The following is a 15,279-nucleotide window of genomic DNA, read 5'->3' on the forward strand; positions in this document are numbered from 1 at the left end:
CGACCACGCACGCCGATACCCACACCGCTACCGAAAGGACCGATGATGTCGCGTCCCGCACACATCGACACCCGGGAACACGCCAACGTCGACGGCTCGCTCGACAAGACGTACCACGAGATGGCCCGCCGCTACATCGAGGACGTCTGGGACAAGAACGACGCCGCCACCGAGCGCGAGCTGCTGGCCTCCGACTGGGTGGACCACATGCCGCTGCCCGGCTGCCCGCAGGGCCCCGCGGGGCACCGCGCCGCCGTGCAGCTCATGCACGACGCCTTCCCCGACCTGCGGTTCTTCCTGGACGACGTGGTCGTCATGGGCGACAAGGTGATCGACCGGTGGACCGCCACGGGCACCTTCCACGGCGAGCTGTACGGCTTCCCCGGCACCGGCCGCCGGATGACGATGACGGGCCTGGACTTCCACCTCGTGCGCGACGGCAAGTTCGCCGAGCTGTGGCACGAGGAGAGCACCGCCTCCATGGTCGAGCAGGTCGGCATGGCGCCCGAGCCCGGCAGCGGCCCCGGCAGCATCCTCAAGCTCACCTTCGGCAACATCCTCCACGTCGCCAGGCACAGGATCCGCAACCGCTGACGGCCGGCCACCAGCAGAGCGAGGCACCACCATGAGTCTGACCTTGAGCGGCCGCGTCCGCCAGGCCCCGGGCCCGCAGGGCTATCCGGTGGTCGGCTGCGGCCCCGACCTCGTCCGCGACCTGGTCGGCACCTTCACCCGGGCCTGGCGCGAGTACGGCGACATCGTCCGCTTCCGCCTGCCCGGCAAGCGCACCCTGTTCCTGATCGTCCACCCCGACCACATCAAGCACGTCCTCGACGTCCGGCAGTCCAACTACCCCAAGGACCCGCTGTCGGTCGGCAAGTTCGAACCCTGGGTCGGTCAGGGCCTGTTCACCAGCAACGGCGACTTCCACTTCCGCCAGCGCCGGCTCGCGCAGCCCGCCTTCAAGGGGTCCCGGATCTCCGGGTTCGCCCCCGCCATGGTCGACGCGACCAACGACCTCGTACGGGACTGGTACCCGAAGGCCACCCGCGAGGAGACCTTCGACATCACCCCCGAGATGTTCCGGCTGGCGCTCACCATCGTCATGCGGACGCTGTTCAGTACCGACGTCAGCGACCGGGCGGGCGAGCTGGCCCGCGCGGTGCGGATCTGCAACGCGTACACCAATGTGCGCCTCCAGCGGTTCGTCGAGCTGCCGCAGTCGCTGCCCAGCCGGGCCCGCACCCGTTTCCTCCAGGCCCGCGCCACCCTGGACTCCTTCGTCTACGGGCTCATCGAGGAGCGGCGCCGGGACAGCGACGCCCCCGACGACCTGCTGACCCGGTTCCTGCACGCCCAGGACGAGCAGACCGGTGAGCGGATGTCCGACAAGCAGCTCCGCGACGAGGTCGTCACCATGTTCCTCGGCGGCTACGAGACCACGGCACTGTCCCTGGTGTGGGCGTTCTCCCTGATGTCCCGCCACCCGGAGTCCGAGCGGCGGGCCCGGGCGGAGATCGCGGAGGTGTGCGGCGACCGGGAGCCGACCGCGGCCGACCTGCCCAGGCTGCGCTACCTCAAGGCCTTCTACTCGGAGGTGCTGCGCCTCTACCCGTCCGTGTGGACGATGTCGCGCAGCCCCCTGGAGGACGACGAGATCGGCGGGTACCACATACCCGCCGGGTCGCAGGTCTTCATCAGCCCCTACCTGATGCACCGCCACCCGAAGTTCTGGGAGAACCCGGAGGGCTTCCTGCCCGAGCGGTTCGAGAAGAGCGCCACGGGCGGCGCGCCGCTGTACGCGTACGTCCCCTTCTCCCGGGGCCCGCGGCTGTGCCCGGGTTCCTCGGTGGCCGTCCTGGAGGCCCCCCTGGTGATCGCCAGGATCCTCCAGGCGTACCGGCTGACGCTGGCGGGCGGGCACGTCTGCGAGCCGACGTCGAACGTCTTCCTGTACCCGCGCGGGGGGATGCCGATGCGGCTGGAGCACGTCAAGGGCGCGGCGGAAGGAGCCCGGTGATGCCGGGGCGCCCGGCCGCGGGCAGGCGGCAGCCGCCGGGGCCGCGCGGGCTGCCGCTGCTGGGCTCGGCGCTGGACTTCCGCCGCGACCCGCTGCGGACGTTCGTCGAGGCGTGGCGCGACCACGGGGACCTGGTGCAGTTCCGGGGCCCGGTGCCGGTCGTGCTGGTCACCCATCCCGACCACCTCAGGCACATCCTGGTGGACAACTTCGCCAACTATCCGCATCCCGACGACTTCAACCGCAAGGTGAGCGTCTCGGTCGGCCAGGGGCTGGTCACCACCGAGGGGGAGGTGTGGCGGGCGCAGCGGCGCACCGTCGCGCCCACCTTCCGCAAGGAGCCGCTGGAGCGGTTCGCCGGCGTGATGGTGGACAGCGCGGCGCGGATGCTGGACCGGTGGGAGCGGGTCGCCCGGTACGGGGAGGTGATCGACGCCCGGACCGAGATGCAGAGCCTCACCCTGGAGATCCTGGCCCGGTGCCTGTTCCGGGCCGACTGGTCCCGTGACGCGCTCCGGCTCGGCCGGGCGGTGGGGGCCCAGCTCGAGCACATCAACAGCAAGCTGATCGCCGTCGCCGACATCCCGGAACGGGTGCCGACCCCGCGCAACCGCCGCTTCCGGCAGGCGCGGCGGCTGCTGGACGACACGGTGTACCGGCTGATCGCCGAACGCCGCCGGCGGCCGCAGGGGGAGCCGGAGGACGACGAGGACCTGCTGTCCACGCTGATGCGCACCCCGGACCCGGAGACGGGCCACCTGATGACGGACGAGCAGCTCCGCGACCAGGTGGTGACGCTGTTCATCGCCGGGCACGAGACCGTGGCCGCCACCCTGTCGTGGATCTGCCACCTGCTGTCCACCCACCCGGCCGAGACGGAGCGCGCCCGCGCGGAGGTGCTTTCCGTCCTGGGCGGCCGGCCGCCGTCCAAGGAGGACCTGCCGCAGCTCAAGTACCTCAAGATGTTCATCCAGGAGGCGCTGCGGCTCTATCCGCCGCTGTGGCAGGTGGCGCGGATGCCGCTGGAGGACGACGTGCTCGGCGGGTACGACATCCCGGCCGGGTCGTTCCTGCTGCTGAGCACGTACATCACGCACCGCAACCCGGCCTTCTGGGACAACCCCGAGGGCTTCGACCCGGAGCGGTTCACGCGCGAGCGCTCGGCCGGCCGGCCGCGGTACGCCTACATGCCGTACGTCGCCGGGCCGCGCAACTGCGTGGGGCTGGCCTTCGCCACCATGGAGCTGACGATCGTGGTGGCGTCGATCCTCCAGCGCTTCCACCTGGACATGGTCCCCGGGCACCCCGTGGTCATGCAGCCGGACATCTCCCTGCGGGCGAAGTACGGCATGAGGATGACGCTGCGGCCCGTGACGGCCCGTGGCGAGGTTCCGCCACCGCCGGCACCCCCGGCGCCCGTGGTGGAACCGGAACCGGCCGCCGGGTGTCCCTACAGCCGAGCGACGGCGGAATCCGGAGGCTTGACTGCCCGCTGAAAATGCGAAACCGCCGGAGGTCCGGTTGCGCGCCCGCGCAACCGGACCTCCGGCATAGGCAGTTGTAAGGAGCCATTTCGGCCGTTGACACAATGCCGGAGCAGCACCGTATAGTTAACACCTGTAGCAGTCCGGATGGTGGTTATTGAGCCACCGTCAAGAGCTTCTCAGGGGGTCTTGCGAACGAGTGGTGACAGAACGGGGAGTCACCGCAGGGCGAGAAGAACAAGGAAGCACACGTTCCACATAACTATCGGGGGATGTACGTGGAAGCTGTACCTTTGCATACGCTCGTCGACGAGTGCCTGGCCGGCAGTCAGGAAAGCTGGAACAGGATCGTCGACCGCTATACCCCGCTGATATGGGCGATAGCACGCGGCCACCGGCTCGGACCGGCGGACTGCGAGGACGTCAGCCAGGTCACCTGGCTCAGGGTCATCCAGCACCTGGGGAAGCTGAGGGACCCGGAGAAGCTCGCCCACTGGATCTCGGTCGCGGCCCGCCGCGAGAGCCTCAAGCACATCCAGAGGGGCGGCCGCAGCACGCCGATCGAGGACCCCGAGGTGTTCGACCGGCCGGAGCCGTCGGCGAACCAGCCGGAGGAGTCCGCGCTCGCCAAGGAGCGGCGCGACGAGGTGCTGCACGCCTTCTGCTCGCTCTCGCCCAAGTGCCAGGCGCTGCTGGGTCTGCTGGTGGCCGACCCGCCGATGTCGTACGACGAGGTGAGCGCCACGCTGGGAATGGCACGCGGCTCCATCGGGCCGATCCGTGCCCGCTGCCTCAAGCACCTACAGCGCGCTCTGGAGCGCGAGGCGGACCGCTCGGAACAGGCGAAGGTGCTGTTCGACGCGATCAAAAAAATGGGATTGCGGGCCTACGCCCTGGAAAGCAGCGCCGGACTGCGGTCCTCAGCCGTGTGATTCCGGCTGTCCGGCCTCCGACACCGCGACCGGCTCCCGGTCGTCCGCCCCGGATTCCCGCAGCCCGGAATCCCGCAACGCGGATTCCTGCAACTCGGATTCCTGAGCGATGAACGGAAAGAGTGCCTTGGCCTTCTCGAGCGCTGCGGGGGAAGGCCGTCCGACGGCATCGGCAAGCTTGGTCAGGGCTTCCATGTCGCTCTCTTCCACTTTTTCCGCACCCCCACCACATAGTTCGCCGCTTAACTAGATGCAGCGTAAGTGAAAGTCCCGCGAACGGCAATACCGATGAGTAGGCTCGTTCGCGGGACGCGGCTTTCCGCTGCGACTGCGGAGATGGTCATTCGACCGGCGTACTGCCCAGCCCCTGCCAGGAATTGAGGAACCGGTCGATGCGGCGTGCCTCACCGGCCGGGTGGCACGCCGCGTCGGGAAGGGTGGTGCGGCAGAAGCCGCTCAGCGCCCGGCCGGGCCCGGCCTCCACGAACGACGTCACGCCGCGGCCGGCGATGGCGCGCAGCGTCTCCTCCCAGCGGACCGCCCCGGCGAGCTGCCGGCGCAGGCAGTCCCTGGCCTCGGCACCGGTACGCACCTGAGACGCCGTCACATTGGCCAGCACCGGCAGTCGCGGGTCCCGGAACTCCACCGCGTCCAGCTCGGCGGCGAACTCCTGCTCCAGCTCGCCCATCAGGGTGCAGTGGAAGGGCGCCCCCACGTTCAGCGCGACGGTCCGCTCGGCACCGAGCCGCTTGGCCGCCGCGGCCACCTCGCGCACCGCGTCCCGCTCCCCGGAGACGACCTGCTGCGCGGGGTCGTTGTAGTTGGCGATCTCCACCACGGCACCGGTGCGCTCCCGCGTCCGGGCGCAGAGCTCTTCCACCCGGGCGGCCGGCAGCCCGATGACGGCGGCCATGGCGCCGGGCGTGCGCTCGTTCACCCGCGCCATCAGCTCGCCCCGCCGGCGCACCAACCGCAGCGCGTCCCGCCACGCCAGCACGCCGGCGCAGACCAGCGCCGTGTACTCGCCCAGGCTGTGCCCCGCCGCGACCGAAGGGGTGACACCGTGGCCGCGCAGCACGTCCAGGACGGCGATGCTCGTGAGGAACACCGCGGGCTGGGTGATCTCGGTGGGCAGCAGCTCCTCCGCGGAGCCCTCGAAGCAGAGCTTCGACAGCTCGAAGCCCAGCAGCTCGTCGGCGGGCCCGTAGTACCGGTCGGCCAGGTCCGGGCGGCGCGCCACCAGGTCGCGGCCCATGCCGGGGCGCTGGGACCCCTGGCCGGGAAAGAGAAAGGCGATGTCGTTCATGGTCACTTCCCTGGATGTCGTCGCGGTCTCGTCCCGCGGTCTTCTCGGGTGGCAGGGCCCGGAGGCGGCGCGAGGGGCCGGCGCGAACCGCGCGCCGGCCCCTCGCGCGCGCCCCGGAGGAGCTCACGGCAGGTGCAGGAACTGCCCTTGGTGGTAGGCGAGCGGGTCGGCGCTGGCGGCGAGCCCGACCTCCGCCACCTCGCCGATGAAGATGGTGTGGTCGCCCGCCACGACCCGCTGGGCGACCCGGCAGTCCAGGTGTGACACCGCGCCGTCCAGCACCGGCGCTCCCGTGCTGCCGGTGCGGTGCGCCACCCCGGCGAAGCCGGCGGCCCCGCGCGGCCTGCCCGGAGTGGCGAACCAGCCCGCCAGCTCCGACTGGTCCCGCCCCAGGACGTTCACGGTGAACGTCCCCGAGGAGCGAATCACTTCGGCCCCGTACGAGTGCCGGCTCAGGCACACCAGCAGCATCGGCGGATCGAGCGAGACGGAGGCCAGCGAGCTGATCGTGGTGCCGTGCGGCCCCTGGGGGCCGGACGAGGTGACCACCGCGACGCCGGTGAGGAAGCGCCCCATGGCCTGCCGGAACCGCCCGGTGCCGACCTCCGCGACCGGGGCGGGCTGATGGGACGTCATGGCCGGCTCCTTCCTCAGGCGGTGGGAGCGGGCGCGGTCCAGTCCACGACCGCACCGGCGTAGATCCACTTGGTGGACTCGACGCCCACCAGCATCAGCCGGTCGCCCGGCCGCACCCGGCCGCTGCGCCAGGCGTCGTCGAGGAACAGCGGGACCGCCGCACAGCCGACGGCGCCCATCGTGGACAGACTGTCGATGATCTTGCCGTCCAGCGCCTTCCAGTCGGCGGTGTCCAGCCCCAGCTCCTGGAGGGAGTCGAGCATCCAGCCGACGTTGCCCTCCGGGACCAGGCACAGGTCGACGCTCTCCACGTCCACACCGCTGCGCCGCAGCGTGCTGCTGATCGCCTCGGTGACCATCACCGGGGTGAAGTCCCCGGCGCCGACCACGTCGACCTTGAGGTCGACCAGCCGCTTGGCCTTGAGCTGCTCGTGGATCGGCGCGTGCGTGCCGCCGCCCACCGAGTGGATGCCCGCCTTGCGGTCGCCGCCGATCGCCTCCATCGACGCCCCGAGGAGCCCGCCCGACGTGGCGCCCTCCTCGGCCCGCAGCACGATCGCTCCGGCGCCGTCGCCGAACATGTACACCGGCATGCGGTCCCGCATGCGGATCTTGTTCGGGTCCTTGCCGAGGAACACCGGTGCCAGTACGGGCGAGATGGCCTCGCTGCCGATCACCAGCGCCGTGCGGTAGACGCCCGACTGGAGGTACATGCGGGCGATGTCCAGGCCCTGGACGACGCCCGCCCCGCCGGAGCGCAGCTCCAGCGTGGCGCAGCGCGCCAGGCCCAGCCGCTCCTGGACCAGGTTCACCAGCGGCGGCAGCGGGAAGTCCGGGGTGCCGGTGGCCAGGACGAGCAGGTCCACGTCGCCCGGCTCGAGCCCCGCCGAGTCCAGGGCCCGGACGGCCGCCTTGTAGGCCATGTCCGAGTTGTTCTCGCGGTGCTCGCCGGTCGCGGGGTCGATCATCCAGAAGCGGCGCTCGATGGAGAGGCCCTCGCGCACCTCGTCGGGAAGCGGGCCGACGAGGCGCGCGATCTCCTCGGTGGAGATCGGCTCACCGGGCTGGTAGCCGCCGGTGCCGATGATGTGTATCGCGGTCACGGGCGCCGTCCTCACGCGGCCGCGCCGGCGGTCTCGGCGGCGCCGAGACCCGCGCGGTGCGCGACGAGGGCGACCAGGTTGTCCACCGTGAACAGGCCCATGACCTTGGTGGCGTGCAGGGTGCCGGCCAGCGCGTCGACGTCTATCTGCGGCATGACCTTCTTGAGCTGGGCGAGGCCCACGGCCGACACGATCTCGTTCTCGTCGCCGAACTCCTCGTCCGGGATGCCGCCCTGGACGTACGCGGCCAGCTCCGCCGCCTGGATCTTGATGCCGAGCGAGCGCTCCAGCCGGAAGAGGATGTCGAGCAGGTCGATCGACTCGGCGCCCAGGTCGTCCAGCAGGGTGGCGTCCGGCGTGACCTCCTCCGGCTCCACGCCGAGGGCGTCGATGACGGCGTCGTTCACGGCGTCGACGATGGTGGTGCGGTCCATGAGATGTCCTCCAGGTGAGCCGGGCACAGAGCCGGGTGAAAGGGAAGTGCTGTGGGGGGTGGGCGGGCGGCGCCGGCCCGCTGTCATGGTTGAGATCCGCCTGAGGGGGCCGTGGATACACCCCGCGCCCCGGCGGCGTGACGTCACGGGCGGCCGAGCCCCAGCGCGGTCATCGCGCCGCCGTCCACGTTGACCAGCGAGCCGGTCATGTACGAGGACTCCGGGCCGCTCAGGAAGCGCACCACCTCGGCGATCTGCTCCACCTCGCCGAATCGCCGCATGGGGATCTGCTTCTTGATCGAGCGGCCGGTGGCGCCCTCGGTCAGGCCCGCCACCAGGTCGGTGGGCGCGAAGCCGGGCAGCACGGCGTTGACCCGGATGCCGAACCGCGCGGATTCCATGGCGCAGCAGCGGGTGAAGGCGTTGACCGCGCCCTTGGAAGCGGCGTAGTTGGACTCGCCGATCCAGCCGCGTTCGCCCATGACGGACGAGACGTTGACGATGACGCCGCTGCCCCTGGCCATGAAGTGCGGCATCACGGCCTTGGTGCAGTGGAACACCCCGCCGAAGTTGACGCGCATGACGTCCAGCCAGTCGTCCATGCCCATGTTGTAGATCAGCGCGTCCTGGGCGACCCCGGCGTTGTTGACCAGGACGTCCAGTCCGCCGAGGTCCTCGGTGACCCGGCGCACCATCTCCTCGGCCTGCGCCGCGTCGGCGACGTCGCCGGGCACGGCCAGGGCCCGGCCGCCCGCCGCCTCGATCTCGTCGGCCAGCTCCTTGGCGGCCCCCTCCGAGCTGCGGTAGTTGATGGCGACGGCGGCGCCGTCGGCGGCCAGGCGGCGGCACACGGCGGCACCGATGCCCCGGGAACCGCCGGTCACCAGGGCTACCTGTCCTTCGAGCGTCATCGGGTCTCTCCTGTCGGGGTGACGTGGGATGTACGGGTGCCCTCACCGGGGGCGGCGCGGCGCACGGCCAGCGACACATGGCTGCCGCCCAGGGAGGAGCTGTTGAGCAGGACCGGCCGGTCACCGGAGCCGCCGTCGTGCAGGGCCAGCGCCAGGCTCAGCGCCCCGCCGGTGCCCATGGGCTCACCGAGCACGGTCTTCGGGGCGTGCAGCGCGGGCGGCACCGGGCAGCTTTCGAGCAGCCGCCGTACCGCCTCCGCCTCGGCGGTGTCGGCCACCCGCAGCCCGGCCGAGGCGAGCCAGACCGCCCCGAGCCCCTCCGGGGCGATCCCCGCGTCGTCCAGGGCCGTCCGCATCGCGCGTTCCAGGCCCCGGCCGCGCGGGTCCCACAGCCGGGCCCGGCTGGCGTCCGACGCCATGCCCTGCCCCAGGACCTCGCCCAGGATGCGGGCGCCCCGGGCCACCGCGTGGGAGCGGCGCTCCAGGACGACCGCGACGCTGCCCTCGGCGAGGGTGAACCGGCCGTCGGCCGGCGCGCCCGGCGCCCGGGTGGAGGCGGCGCCCACGGTGGCGTACGCCCGGGCCACCTGCTCGGTGAGCGCGTCGGTGACGGTGCACACCAGGGTGTCGGCGTGCCCGGCCGCCAGCAGGTCGGCGCAGTAGGCGAGGGCCGCCGCGCCGGTGGCGTGGCCCACCGACAGGGTGGACGTGGGGCCGCGCAGGCCCAGGTGGATGGCGATCTGGCCGGCCGCCTGGTTGTAGACGGTGTTGGGGAACACCGCCGGGTCGGCGGCGGCCGGTCCCTCGGCGAGCAGCGGGACGGTGAACCGTTCCATGGCCTCCATGGGGCCCGTGCCGGTGCCGAAGACGATGCCGGCCGCTTCCGCCTCCGCGCCGCCCGGCGCGATGCCCGCGTCGGTGAGCGCCTTCACGGTGGCGGCCACGCCGAGCTGTCCGAGCCGGTCCATCCGGCGACGCTGACGCTTCGTCAGGTACGGCTCCGGGTCGAAGTCCACCCGGCCGAGCGGCATCCCGCCGGCCCAGTCGACGGGACTCTCGCCCCGCTCGTACGCGGACCACACCTCGGCCGCCGACCCGCCCGCCGGGCTGAGCAGCCCGATGCCGGTGACCACCACGCGGTCGGTGTCCGGCAGCGGGGGACGGTGACCGTCCTCCGTCCGGGTCAGCACCAGCGCGGCGTTGGCCCCGCCGAAGGCGAAGTTGTTCGACAGCGCCGCCCCCGTGGACAGCGGCCGCGCCGCACCCGGGACGTAGTCCAGCGGGCAGTCCGGGTCGGGCGTGGTGAAGGAGGCGGTGGGCGGCGCGGTCCGCTCGGCCAGCGCGTACGCCGTGACGATGGCCTCGGCGGCCCCGGCGGCGCCCAGCAGGTGACCGATCATGGACTTGGTGCTGGAGACCGCCGTACGGGCGGCCTGCTCCTCGCCCAGCGCCAGCGTGATGGCCCGCGTCTCGGCCGGATCGTTCTTGGGCGTCCCGGTGCCGTGCCCGTTGACGTACCCGATCCGGTCGGCGGCCACGCCCGAGTGGCGCAGCGCCGCCTCGATGGCCCGGGCCGCCCCCTTGCCCTCCGGGTGCGGGGCGGTGGCGTGGAACCCGTCGGCGGACAGCCCGTAGCCCGCGATGTCGGCGAGCCCCGTCAGCCCGTGCTCGCGGGCGAAGCCGGCGCGTACCAGCACCACCATGCCGCTGCCCTCGCCCAGCGACAGGCCCTGCCGCGTCGCGCAGTACGGCGCCGCCGGCTCCGGCGACAGCGACTGCAAGGCGTGGAAGCCGGCGAAGACGACGTCGGAGAAGGCGTCGCTGCCGCCCGCCAGCACCGCGTCGGCACGGCCCCGCCGCAGCAGGTCGGCCGCGAGCCCGATCGCGTTGGCACCGGACGCGCACGCCGTGTTGACCGCCAGCACCGGGCCGCGCAGCCGGAACGCCGCGCCCACCGACTCGGCCAGCGCCTGGGGCGTGACCAGCGCCGGCAGCTCGGGCGCCGGGGCCTCGCCCTCGTGCCCGGCCCGCAGCCATTCCCGGCCCGACAGCAGACCGGCGTTGCACGTGCCCAGCACCACACCGAACCGCTCCGCCGCCACCAGCCCCCCGGGCAGCGCCGCCATCGCCTCCTCGGCCGCCACCAGGGCCAGCTCGATCGCCCGCTCCCGGAAGCCCTCCGGCCTGCGGTACGCCCGCCCCGGCTCCACCGGGTCGGTGACCTCGCCGCCCAGCTTGGTGGACAGCCCCTCCATCGGCAGCGCCTGCACCGGATCGATGGCGACCCGGCCCTCGCGCGCGCCCTGCCACAGGTGCCCGGCCGTGGGGCCCAGCGCGGTGATCGCGCCGACGCCCACCACGGTCACGCCCTCGGCGGTTCCTCGTTCCCTGTCCATGATCATGTCCCCCTCTACGCCTCGACCGCCGGCGCGCTCAGCACCAGCGCCACCTGCTGGCCCTCCAGCCCACGGGCCAGCGCCACACCGGTGCGCACCCGCAACTCCCGTGCCTGGCCCGGCACCCAGTCGATCCCCGCGCAGCCGGGATCGGTGCGTTCCAGGTGCAGCGTCGGCGGCACGGCGGAGCCGTCGATCGCCATCGCGCACACGGCCGCGTTCAACGCGCCGGCCCCCGCGACCAGATGGCCGGTGGCGGGCTTCACGCTGCTCGCCACCACGCCCGCATCCCGGCCGAACACCGATGTCAGCGCCCGTGCCTCGGTCAGGTCCCCGAGCCGGGTGGCACAGCCGTGCGTGGCCACGTAGTCGACCTCCCCGGCCGTCACGGACGCCTCGCGCAGCGCCCGTCGCACGGCCTCGGCCAGCGGCCGGCCGTCCTCGCGGGGTGACACCAGGTCGGGGTCCTGGGTGGTCCCGGCGCCGCGGATCTCCGCGTACACCCGCGCCCCGCGGCGCCGCGCCGACTCCCACTCCTCCAGGACCAGGAAGGCGGCGCCCTCGCCGAGCACGGAACCGCCGCGGTCCCGGTCGTAGGGCCGGAAGGCCCCGGCCCCCCGGTCGTTGTCGGTGGTGAGCACGCCCAGGCCGTCCATCTTCGACATCACCCACCACGAGGAGGCGTCGTCGAAGCCCCCGGCGATCACCACGTCGGACTCGCCGGAACGGATGGACCGGAACCCGCGCGCGATCGCCGTCGCACCGGCGTCGGCGGTGCCGTGGAAGTAGGAGTTGGCCCCCTTGAACCCGTGGGCGTGACTGAGGTGGAACAGCGACCCGGACTGGAGGCCCTCGACGAAGTACAGCGGGTAGAACGCCGACGACGCCCGCTCGCCGAGCTGCCGCACGTCCGCCGTGCCGTCCTCGCGGCGGGCGGCCAGACTGCCGGTCAGCAGGTGCTCGGGGTTGGAGATCTCCTTGTTGCCGCCCACGAACACCGCGGCGCGCTCCGGGTCGTGGCCCGAGCCCTCCAGGTCCAGCCCGGCGTCCTCCACCGCCAGCGCGGCGCCCGCGACGGCGAGCTGGTCGTTGCGGGTGGTCATGCGCAGCGACCTGCGGTGGGCGTAGCGCGTGGCGCGGAAGTCCGGCAGCTCGGCGGCGATCCGGGTACGCAGCGAGGACGGGTCGTAGGCACGGATCGGCCCGATGCCGGAGCGGCCCTCCAGCAGCCCCTTCCACGTCTCGTCCCGGCCCTCGCCGAGCGCGGTCAGCACACCGATACCGGTGACGGCGACCCGCCTCATGATGCCTCCCGCCCGCCGCCGGCCGGCTCCAGCCGCAACTGCCGCACGGTGGTGATGTCCCGCCCCGCCACACTCACGGCCGCCCGGGCCGTGACGGAGGTCTCGGTGGCCTCCGTGACGTCCACGGTGATCTCGAGCTGGTCGCCGGGCTCGGCGAAGTGCCGGTAGCGCACGCGCCGGACGTCCGCCAGCGCCCAGACGGTGCCGGAGGGCGCGTCGGGGGCGGCCAGCCGGGCCGTGCGGACGATGTCGTCGAGGATCAGGACGCCGGGCAGCACCGGGAAGCGCGGGAAGTGGCTGTCGAACACCGGCAGGGTGCCGGTGACGTTGCGGACGGCCACGGCCCGCTTGCCCGGCGTCAGGTGCAGGATCTTGTCGAGAGCGGTCATGCTGCCCTTCTTTCGGGGGCGTCGGCGGCGGCGTCCGTGGACGTGGGAGCGGAACCGGAACCGGAAGCGGAAGCGGAGGGGGAATCGGACGCGGACCGGACGACGAAGCAGGCGTTGGTACCGCCGAACGCGAAGGCGTTGACCATGGCCGCGCGCACCGGCCGGCGCACCGCCGTGTTGGGCACGTAGTCGAGGTCCAGCTTCGGGTCGGGGTGCTCGAGGTTGATGGTCGGCGGGACCAGCCCCTCGCGGATCGCGCCGAGCGCGGCGACGAGGTTGACGCCCGCGGCGGCCGAGGTGAGGTGCCCCGTCATGGACTTGGGCGAGCTGGTGCACAGGGTGCGCGCGTGGGGGCCGAAGACCTCCTTGATGGCGACCGTCTCGCTCGCGTCGTTGCCGGGCGTGCCCGTCCCGTGCGCGGCGATGTAGTCGATGCCGTCGGTCCCGAGCCCCGACTCCGCCAGCGCGTCGCGCATCGCGGAGATGGCGCCCCCGCCGTCCGGCGGCGAGTCGGTGATCCGGTACGCGTTCAGCGTGGAGCCGTAGCCGACCAGTTCGGCGTGGATGCGGGCGCCCCGGGCCACCGCGGAGTCCCAGTCCTCCAGCACGGTGATCACCGCGCCCTCGCCGAGCACGAACCCCGACCGCTCGGCGTCGAACGGGCGGGAGGCCCGCTCGGGTTCGTCGTTCCAGCGGTCGGTGACCGCGCCGAGCAGCGAGAACCCGAGGACGTCCATCCAGGTCGTCAGGGCGTCGAACCCGCCCGCCAGCATCAGCGCGCACTCGCCGTCCTGGATGCGACGGTACGCCTCGCCGATGGCGTGCGCGGCGCCCGCGCACGCGGTGCTGACGCTGATCACGGGCCCCTGGCAGCCGCCCGCCCGGGCCACGGCGGTGACCCCGACGTTCTGGTTGCGCAGCAGCACGTCACCGGGGGCCTGCCGGTACAGGTCGTGGAAGTCGCTCTCGGTCAACTGGTGCGACATGTCGACCAGTTCCTGGAGCTCCGGCCTGCCGACCGTACCGGCCACCGCCGCGCCCCGGTCGTAGGGGTCGAGCTCCTCCCAGCCCCCGGCGTCCTCGAGCGCCTCGCGGGCGGCGGCGACGGCGAACAGCGCGGCGCGCGACAGGTGGCGCCGCTGCCGGGCGGTGCCGGCCGACGCCGGGTCGAAGTCCTTGACCTGCCCGGCGATACGGACCGGGAAGGTCGAGGCGTCGAAGGTCTCCAGCCGGCTCACCCCGCTGCGGCCCTCGGCCAGGCCCCGCCAGGTGTCGCGCGCGTTGGTACCGAGCGGCGTGACCGCGCCGATCCCGGTGATGGCCACCCTCCTCATCGGCGGCCGCCCGTCACCGGCACCCGCAGCAGCCGGTCCAGCATGCGCCGGGTGTCCCCGGGCTCCTCCAGGTCCTCCGCGGGCAGCAGGGCGCACATGACGGCGTCGGCCTCCATCACCGTCCGGCCGTCCACCGAGGCGACGCCGGACAGGACGGCGGTCTCCTCGCTCAGCGACTCGACCGTGCCCTCCAGCCGGAGCACGTCCCCGGGGCGCACCGGCCCGTGGAAGGAGATGCCGTCCACGGACAGCAGCGCGGCACGCCGCCGCACGCCCGTGGTGGCGATGATGAGCCAGGTGCCCGCCTGGCACAGGGCCTCCAGGACCAGGGGCGCGGGCATCTGCGGTCCGGCGCCCTCGTCCCGCCAGTGGTCCTCCAGCAGGGAGGTCAGCTTCCGGGCGCTGATGCTGCGCCCGGCCTCCCAGGCGTCTATTCGGTCGATCAGGTGGAAACGCATCGTCATCCTTCGTCCGTGGACGCGTCGTCCGTGGAGGCGCCGTCCGGGCCGGTGGTGGTCTGGAGGAACATCACGGCGTGGGCGATGGCGTAGTCCCCGCTGTGGGACAGCGAGATCTCGGGGGAGGAGGCGCCGAGGCGGGCCGCCCGCTCGGCGGCTCCGCCGCTCAGCCGCACCCGGGGCTGCCCGAGGGGCGTGTTCACGATCTCCACGTCCGTCCACCGCATCCCCGGTCCCAGACCGGTGCCCAGCGCCTTCAGCACGGCTTCCTTGGCGGCGAACCGGGCCGCCAGATGGGCCGGGCGGTTGCGCTTGGCAGCGCAGTAGCCGGCCTCACGAGGGGTGAAGATGTCCTGCTCCGCCGCCGGGTTGTCGGCCAGCAGCCGCTCCACCCGGGAGACGGGTACGAGATCCACTCCCACGGCGATCCGCGTCGTCACCGGCTCCTCCGTCCTTCGTTCCAGCACTGCCCGTCCAGATCCCGGCCGGGGGGCCGTGGATACAGGGCACGCGGAACCGGAAAACGGCGATCGCCCCGCCCACGGTGGTGGACGAGGCGATCGGACGGTTGT

Annotated in this window: 16 protein-coding genes; 4 read left to right on the forward strand and 12 right to left on the reverse strand. The window is 72.8% G+C overall.

Features of this window, described 5'->3' with window-relative positions; genetic code table 11:
* Window positions 1–45 precede the first annotated feature (45 nt).
* The 4 genes from E2B92_RS23110 to E2B92_RS23125 all read left to right on the forward strand — a co-directional run bounded on the left by E2B92_RS23110 (window position 46) and on the right by E2B92_RS23125 (window position 4,436).
* A complete protein-coding gene (locus E2B92_RS23110; RefSeq protein ID WP_160159778.1) occupies window positions 46–594 on the forward strand; it encodes an ester cyclase in 549 nt (182 codons plus the stop codon).
* A gap of 31 nt (window positions 595–625) precedes the next feature.
* The gene (locus E2B92_RS23115) at window positions 626–2,020 is read left to right on the forward strand and encodes a cytochrome P450 (protein WP_126886396.1); all 1,395 of its coding nucleotides are present in this window, start codon (window positions 626–628) and stop codon (window positions 2,018–2,020) included.
* Window positions 2,020–3,516, forward strand: coding sequence for a cytochrome P450 (locus E2B92_RS23120; RefSeq protein WP_126886394.1), 1,497 nt, complete (start codon window positions 2,020–2,022; stop codon window positions 3,514–3,516). Before E2B92_RS23115 ends, E2B92_RS23120 begins: the two co-directional genes overlap by 1 nt.
* A gap of 281 nt (window positions 3,517–3,797) precedes the next feature.
* Window positions 3,798–4,436, forward strand: a complete 639-nt coding sequence (locus E2B92_RS23125; protein WP_235023937.1) for an RNA polymerase sigma factor — start codon at window positions 3,798–3,800, stop codon at window positions 4,434–4,436.
* Here E2B92_RS23125 and E2B92_RS23130 read toward each other — a convergent pair.
* From E2B92_RS23130 to acpS, 12 genes are all read right to left on the reverse strand, one after another.
* Complete coding sequence (locus E2B92_RS23130) at window positions 4,425–4,631, reverse strand: hypothetical protein (protein ID WP_126886391.1); 207 nt, start codon at window positions 4,629–4,631, stop codon at window positions 4,425–4,427. The genes E2B92_RS23125 and E2B92_RS23130 overlap by 12 nt on opposite strands.
* 145 nt (window positions 4,632–4,776) lie before the next feature.
* Window positions 4,777–5,742 carry an ACP S-malonyltransferase gene (gene fabD, locus E2B92_RS23135; RefSeq protein WP_126886389.1) on the reverse strand — a complete coding sequence of 322 codons (966 nt, stop codon included), beginning with the start codon at window positions 5,740–5,742 and terminating at the stop codon, window positions 4,777–4,779.
* Window positions 5,743–5,865: 123 nt separating this feature from the next.
* Entirely contained in the window at window positions 5,866–6,378 is a 513-nt protein-coding gene (locus E2B92_RS23140; RefSeq protein ID WP_126886387.1) for a flavin reductase family protein, read from the reverse strand.
* Between the two features lie 14 nt (window positions 6,379–6,392).
* Entirely contained in the window at window positions 6,393–7,481 is a 1,089-nt protein-coding gene (locus E2B92_RS23145; protein WP_126886385.1) for a 3-oxoacyl-ACP synthase III family protein, read from the reverse strand.
* Between the two features lie 11 nt (window positions 7,482–7,492).
* Window positions 7,493–7,915 carry an acyl carrier protein gene (locus E2B92_RS23150; RefSeq protein WP_126886383.1) on the reverse strand — a complete coding sequence of 141 codons (423 nt, stop codon included), beginning with the start codon at window positions 7,913–7,915 and terminating at the stop codon, window positions 7,493–7,495.
* Between the two features lie 143 nt (window positions 7,916–8,058).
* Window positions 8,059–8,826 carry a 3-oxoacyl-ACP reductase family protein gene (locus tag E2B92_RS23155; RefSeq protein ID WP_126886381.1) on the reverse strand — a complete coding sequence of 256 codons (768 nt, stop codon included), beginning with the start codon at window positions 8,824–8,826 and terminating at the stop codon, window positions 8,059–8,061.
* On the reverse strand, window positions 8,823–11,222 hold the full coding sequence (locus E2B92_RS23160; protein WP_126886379.1) for a beta-ketoacyl-[acyl-carrier-protein] synthase family protein: 2,400 nt from the start codon (window positions 11,220–11,222) through the stop codon (window positions 8,823–8,825). Before E2B92_RS23160 ends, E2B92_RS23155 begins: the two co-directional genes overlap by 4 nt.
* A 14-nt stretch (window positions 11,223–11,236) precedes the next feature.
* Window positions 11,237–12,526 (reverse strand): beta-ketoacyl-[acyl-carrier-protein] synthase family protein, encoded by a 1,290-nt coding sequence (locus tag E2B92_RS23165; RefSeq protein WP_126886377.1) that lies wholly within the window; start codon window positions 12,524–12,526, stop codon window positions 11,237–11,239.
* On the reverse strand, window positions 12,523–12,915 hold the full coding sequence (locus tag E2B92_RS23170; RefSeq protein ID WP_126886375.1) for a 3-hydroxyacyl-ACP dehydratase FabZ family protein: 393 nt from the start codon (window positions 12,913–12,915) through the stop codon (window positions 12,523–12,525). The genes E2B92_RS23165 and E2B92_RS23170 overlap by 4 nt, the downstream gene beginning before the upstream one ends.
* Complete coding sequence (locus tag E2B92_RS23175) at window positions 12,912–14,249, reverse strand: beta-ketoacyl-[acyl-carrier-protein] synthase family protein (protein WP_126886373.1); 1,338 nt, start codon at window positions 14,247–14,249, stop codon at window positions 12,912–12,914. The genes E2B92_RS23170 and E2B92_RS23175 overlap by 4 nt, the downstream gene beginning before the upstream one ends.
* On the reverse strand, window positions 14,246–14,713 hold the full coding sequence (locus E2B92_RS23180; protein WP_235023938.1) for a hotdog domain-containing protein: 468 nt from the start codon (window positions 14,711–14,713) through the stop codon (window positions 14,246–14,248). The genes E2B92_RS23175 and E2B92_RS23180 overlap by 4 nt, the downstream gene beginning before the upstream one ends.
* Window positions 14,710–15,147, reverse strand: coding sequence for a holo-ACP synthase (gene acpS / locus E2B92_RS23185; RefSeq protein ID WP_126886372.1), 438 nt, complete (start codon window positions 15,145–15,147; stop codon window positions 14,710–14,712). Before acpS ends, E2B92_RS23180 begins: the two co-directional genes overlap by 4 nt.
* Window positions 15,148–15,279: the final 132 nt, after the last annotated feature.

It is taken from the genome of Streptomyces sp. WAC05374 (assembly GCF_004353505.1).
In the GTDB taxonomy this organism is placed as follows: domain Bacteria; phylum Actinomycetota; class Actinomycetes; order Streptomycetales; family Streptomycetaceae; genus Streptomyces.

Bases quoted from the DNA above. Each gene is read 5' to 3' on its own strand.
- E2B92_RS23155 (WP_126886381.1), bottom strand. From the start codon at position 8,826: ATGACGCTCGAAGGACAGGTAGCCCTGGTGACCGGCGGTTCCCGGGGC.
- E2B92_RS23110 (WP_160159778.1), top strand. From the start codon at position 46: ATGTCGCGTCCCGCACACATCGACACCCGGGAACACGCCAACGTCGAC.
- E2B92_RS23180 (WP_235023938.1), bottom strand. From the start codon at position 14,713: ATGACGATGCGTTTCCACCTGATCGACCGAATAGACGCCTGGGAGGCC.
- E2B92_RS23150 (WP_126886383.1), bottom strand. From the start codon at position 7,915: ATGGACCGCACCACCATCGTCGACGCCGTGAACGACGCCGTCATCGAC.
- E2B92_RS23120 (WP_126886394.1), top strand. From the start codon at position 2,020: ATGCCGGGGCGCCCGGCCGCGGGCAGGCGGCAGCCGCCGGGGCCGCGC.
- E2B92_RS23160 (WP_126886379.1), bottom strand. From the start codon at position 11,222: ATGGACAGGGAACGAGGAACCGCCGAGGGCGTGACCGTGGTGGGCGTC.
- E2B92_RS23175 (WP_126886373.1), bottom strand. From the start codon at position 14,249: ATGAGGAGGGTGGCCATCACCGGGATCGGCGCGGTCACGCCGCTCGGT.
- E2B92_RS23115 (WP_126886396.1), top strand. From the start codon at position 626: ATGAGTCTGACCTTGAGCGGCCGCGTCCGCCAGGCCCCGGGCCCGCAG.
- E2B92_RS23170 (WP_126886375.1), bottom strand. From the start codon at position 12,915: ATGACCGCTCTCGACAAGATCCTGCACCTGACGCCGGGCAAGCGGGCC.
- fabD (WP_126886389.1), bottom strand. From the start codon at position 5,742: ATGAACGACATCGCCTTTCTCTTTCCCGGCCAGGGGTCCCAGCGCCCC.
- E2B92_RS23165 (WP_126886377.1), bottom strand. From the start codon at position 12,526: ATGAGGCGGGTCGCCGTCACCGGTATCGGTGTGCTGACCGCGCTCGGC.
- E2B92_RS23140 (WP_126886387.1), bottom strand. From the start codon at position 6,378: ATGACGTCCCATCAGCCCGCCCCGGTCGCGGAGGTCGGCACCGGGCGG.
- E2B92_RS23130 (WP_126886391.1), bottom strand. From the start codon at position 4,631: ATGGAAGCCCTGACCAAGCTTGCCGATGCCGTCGGACGGCCTTCCCCC.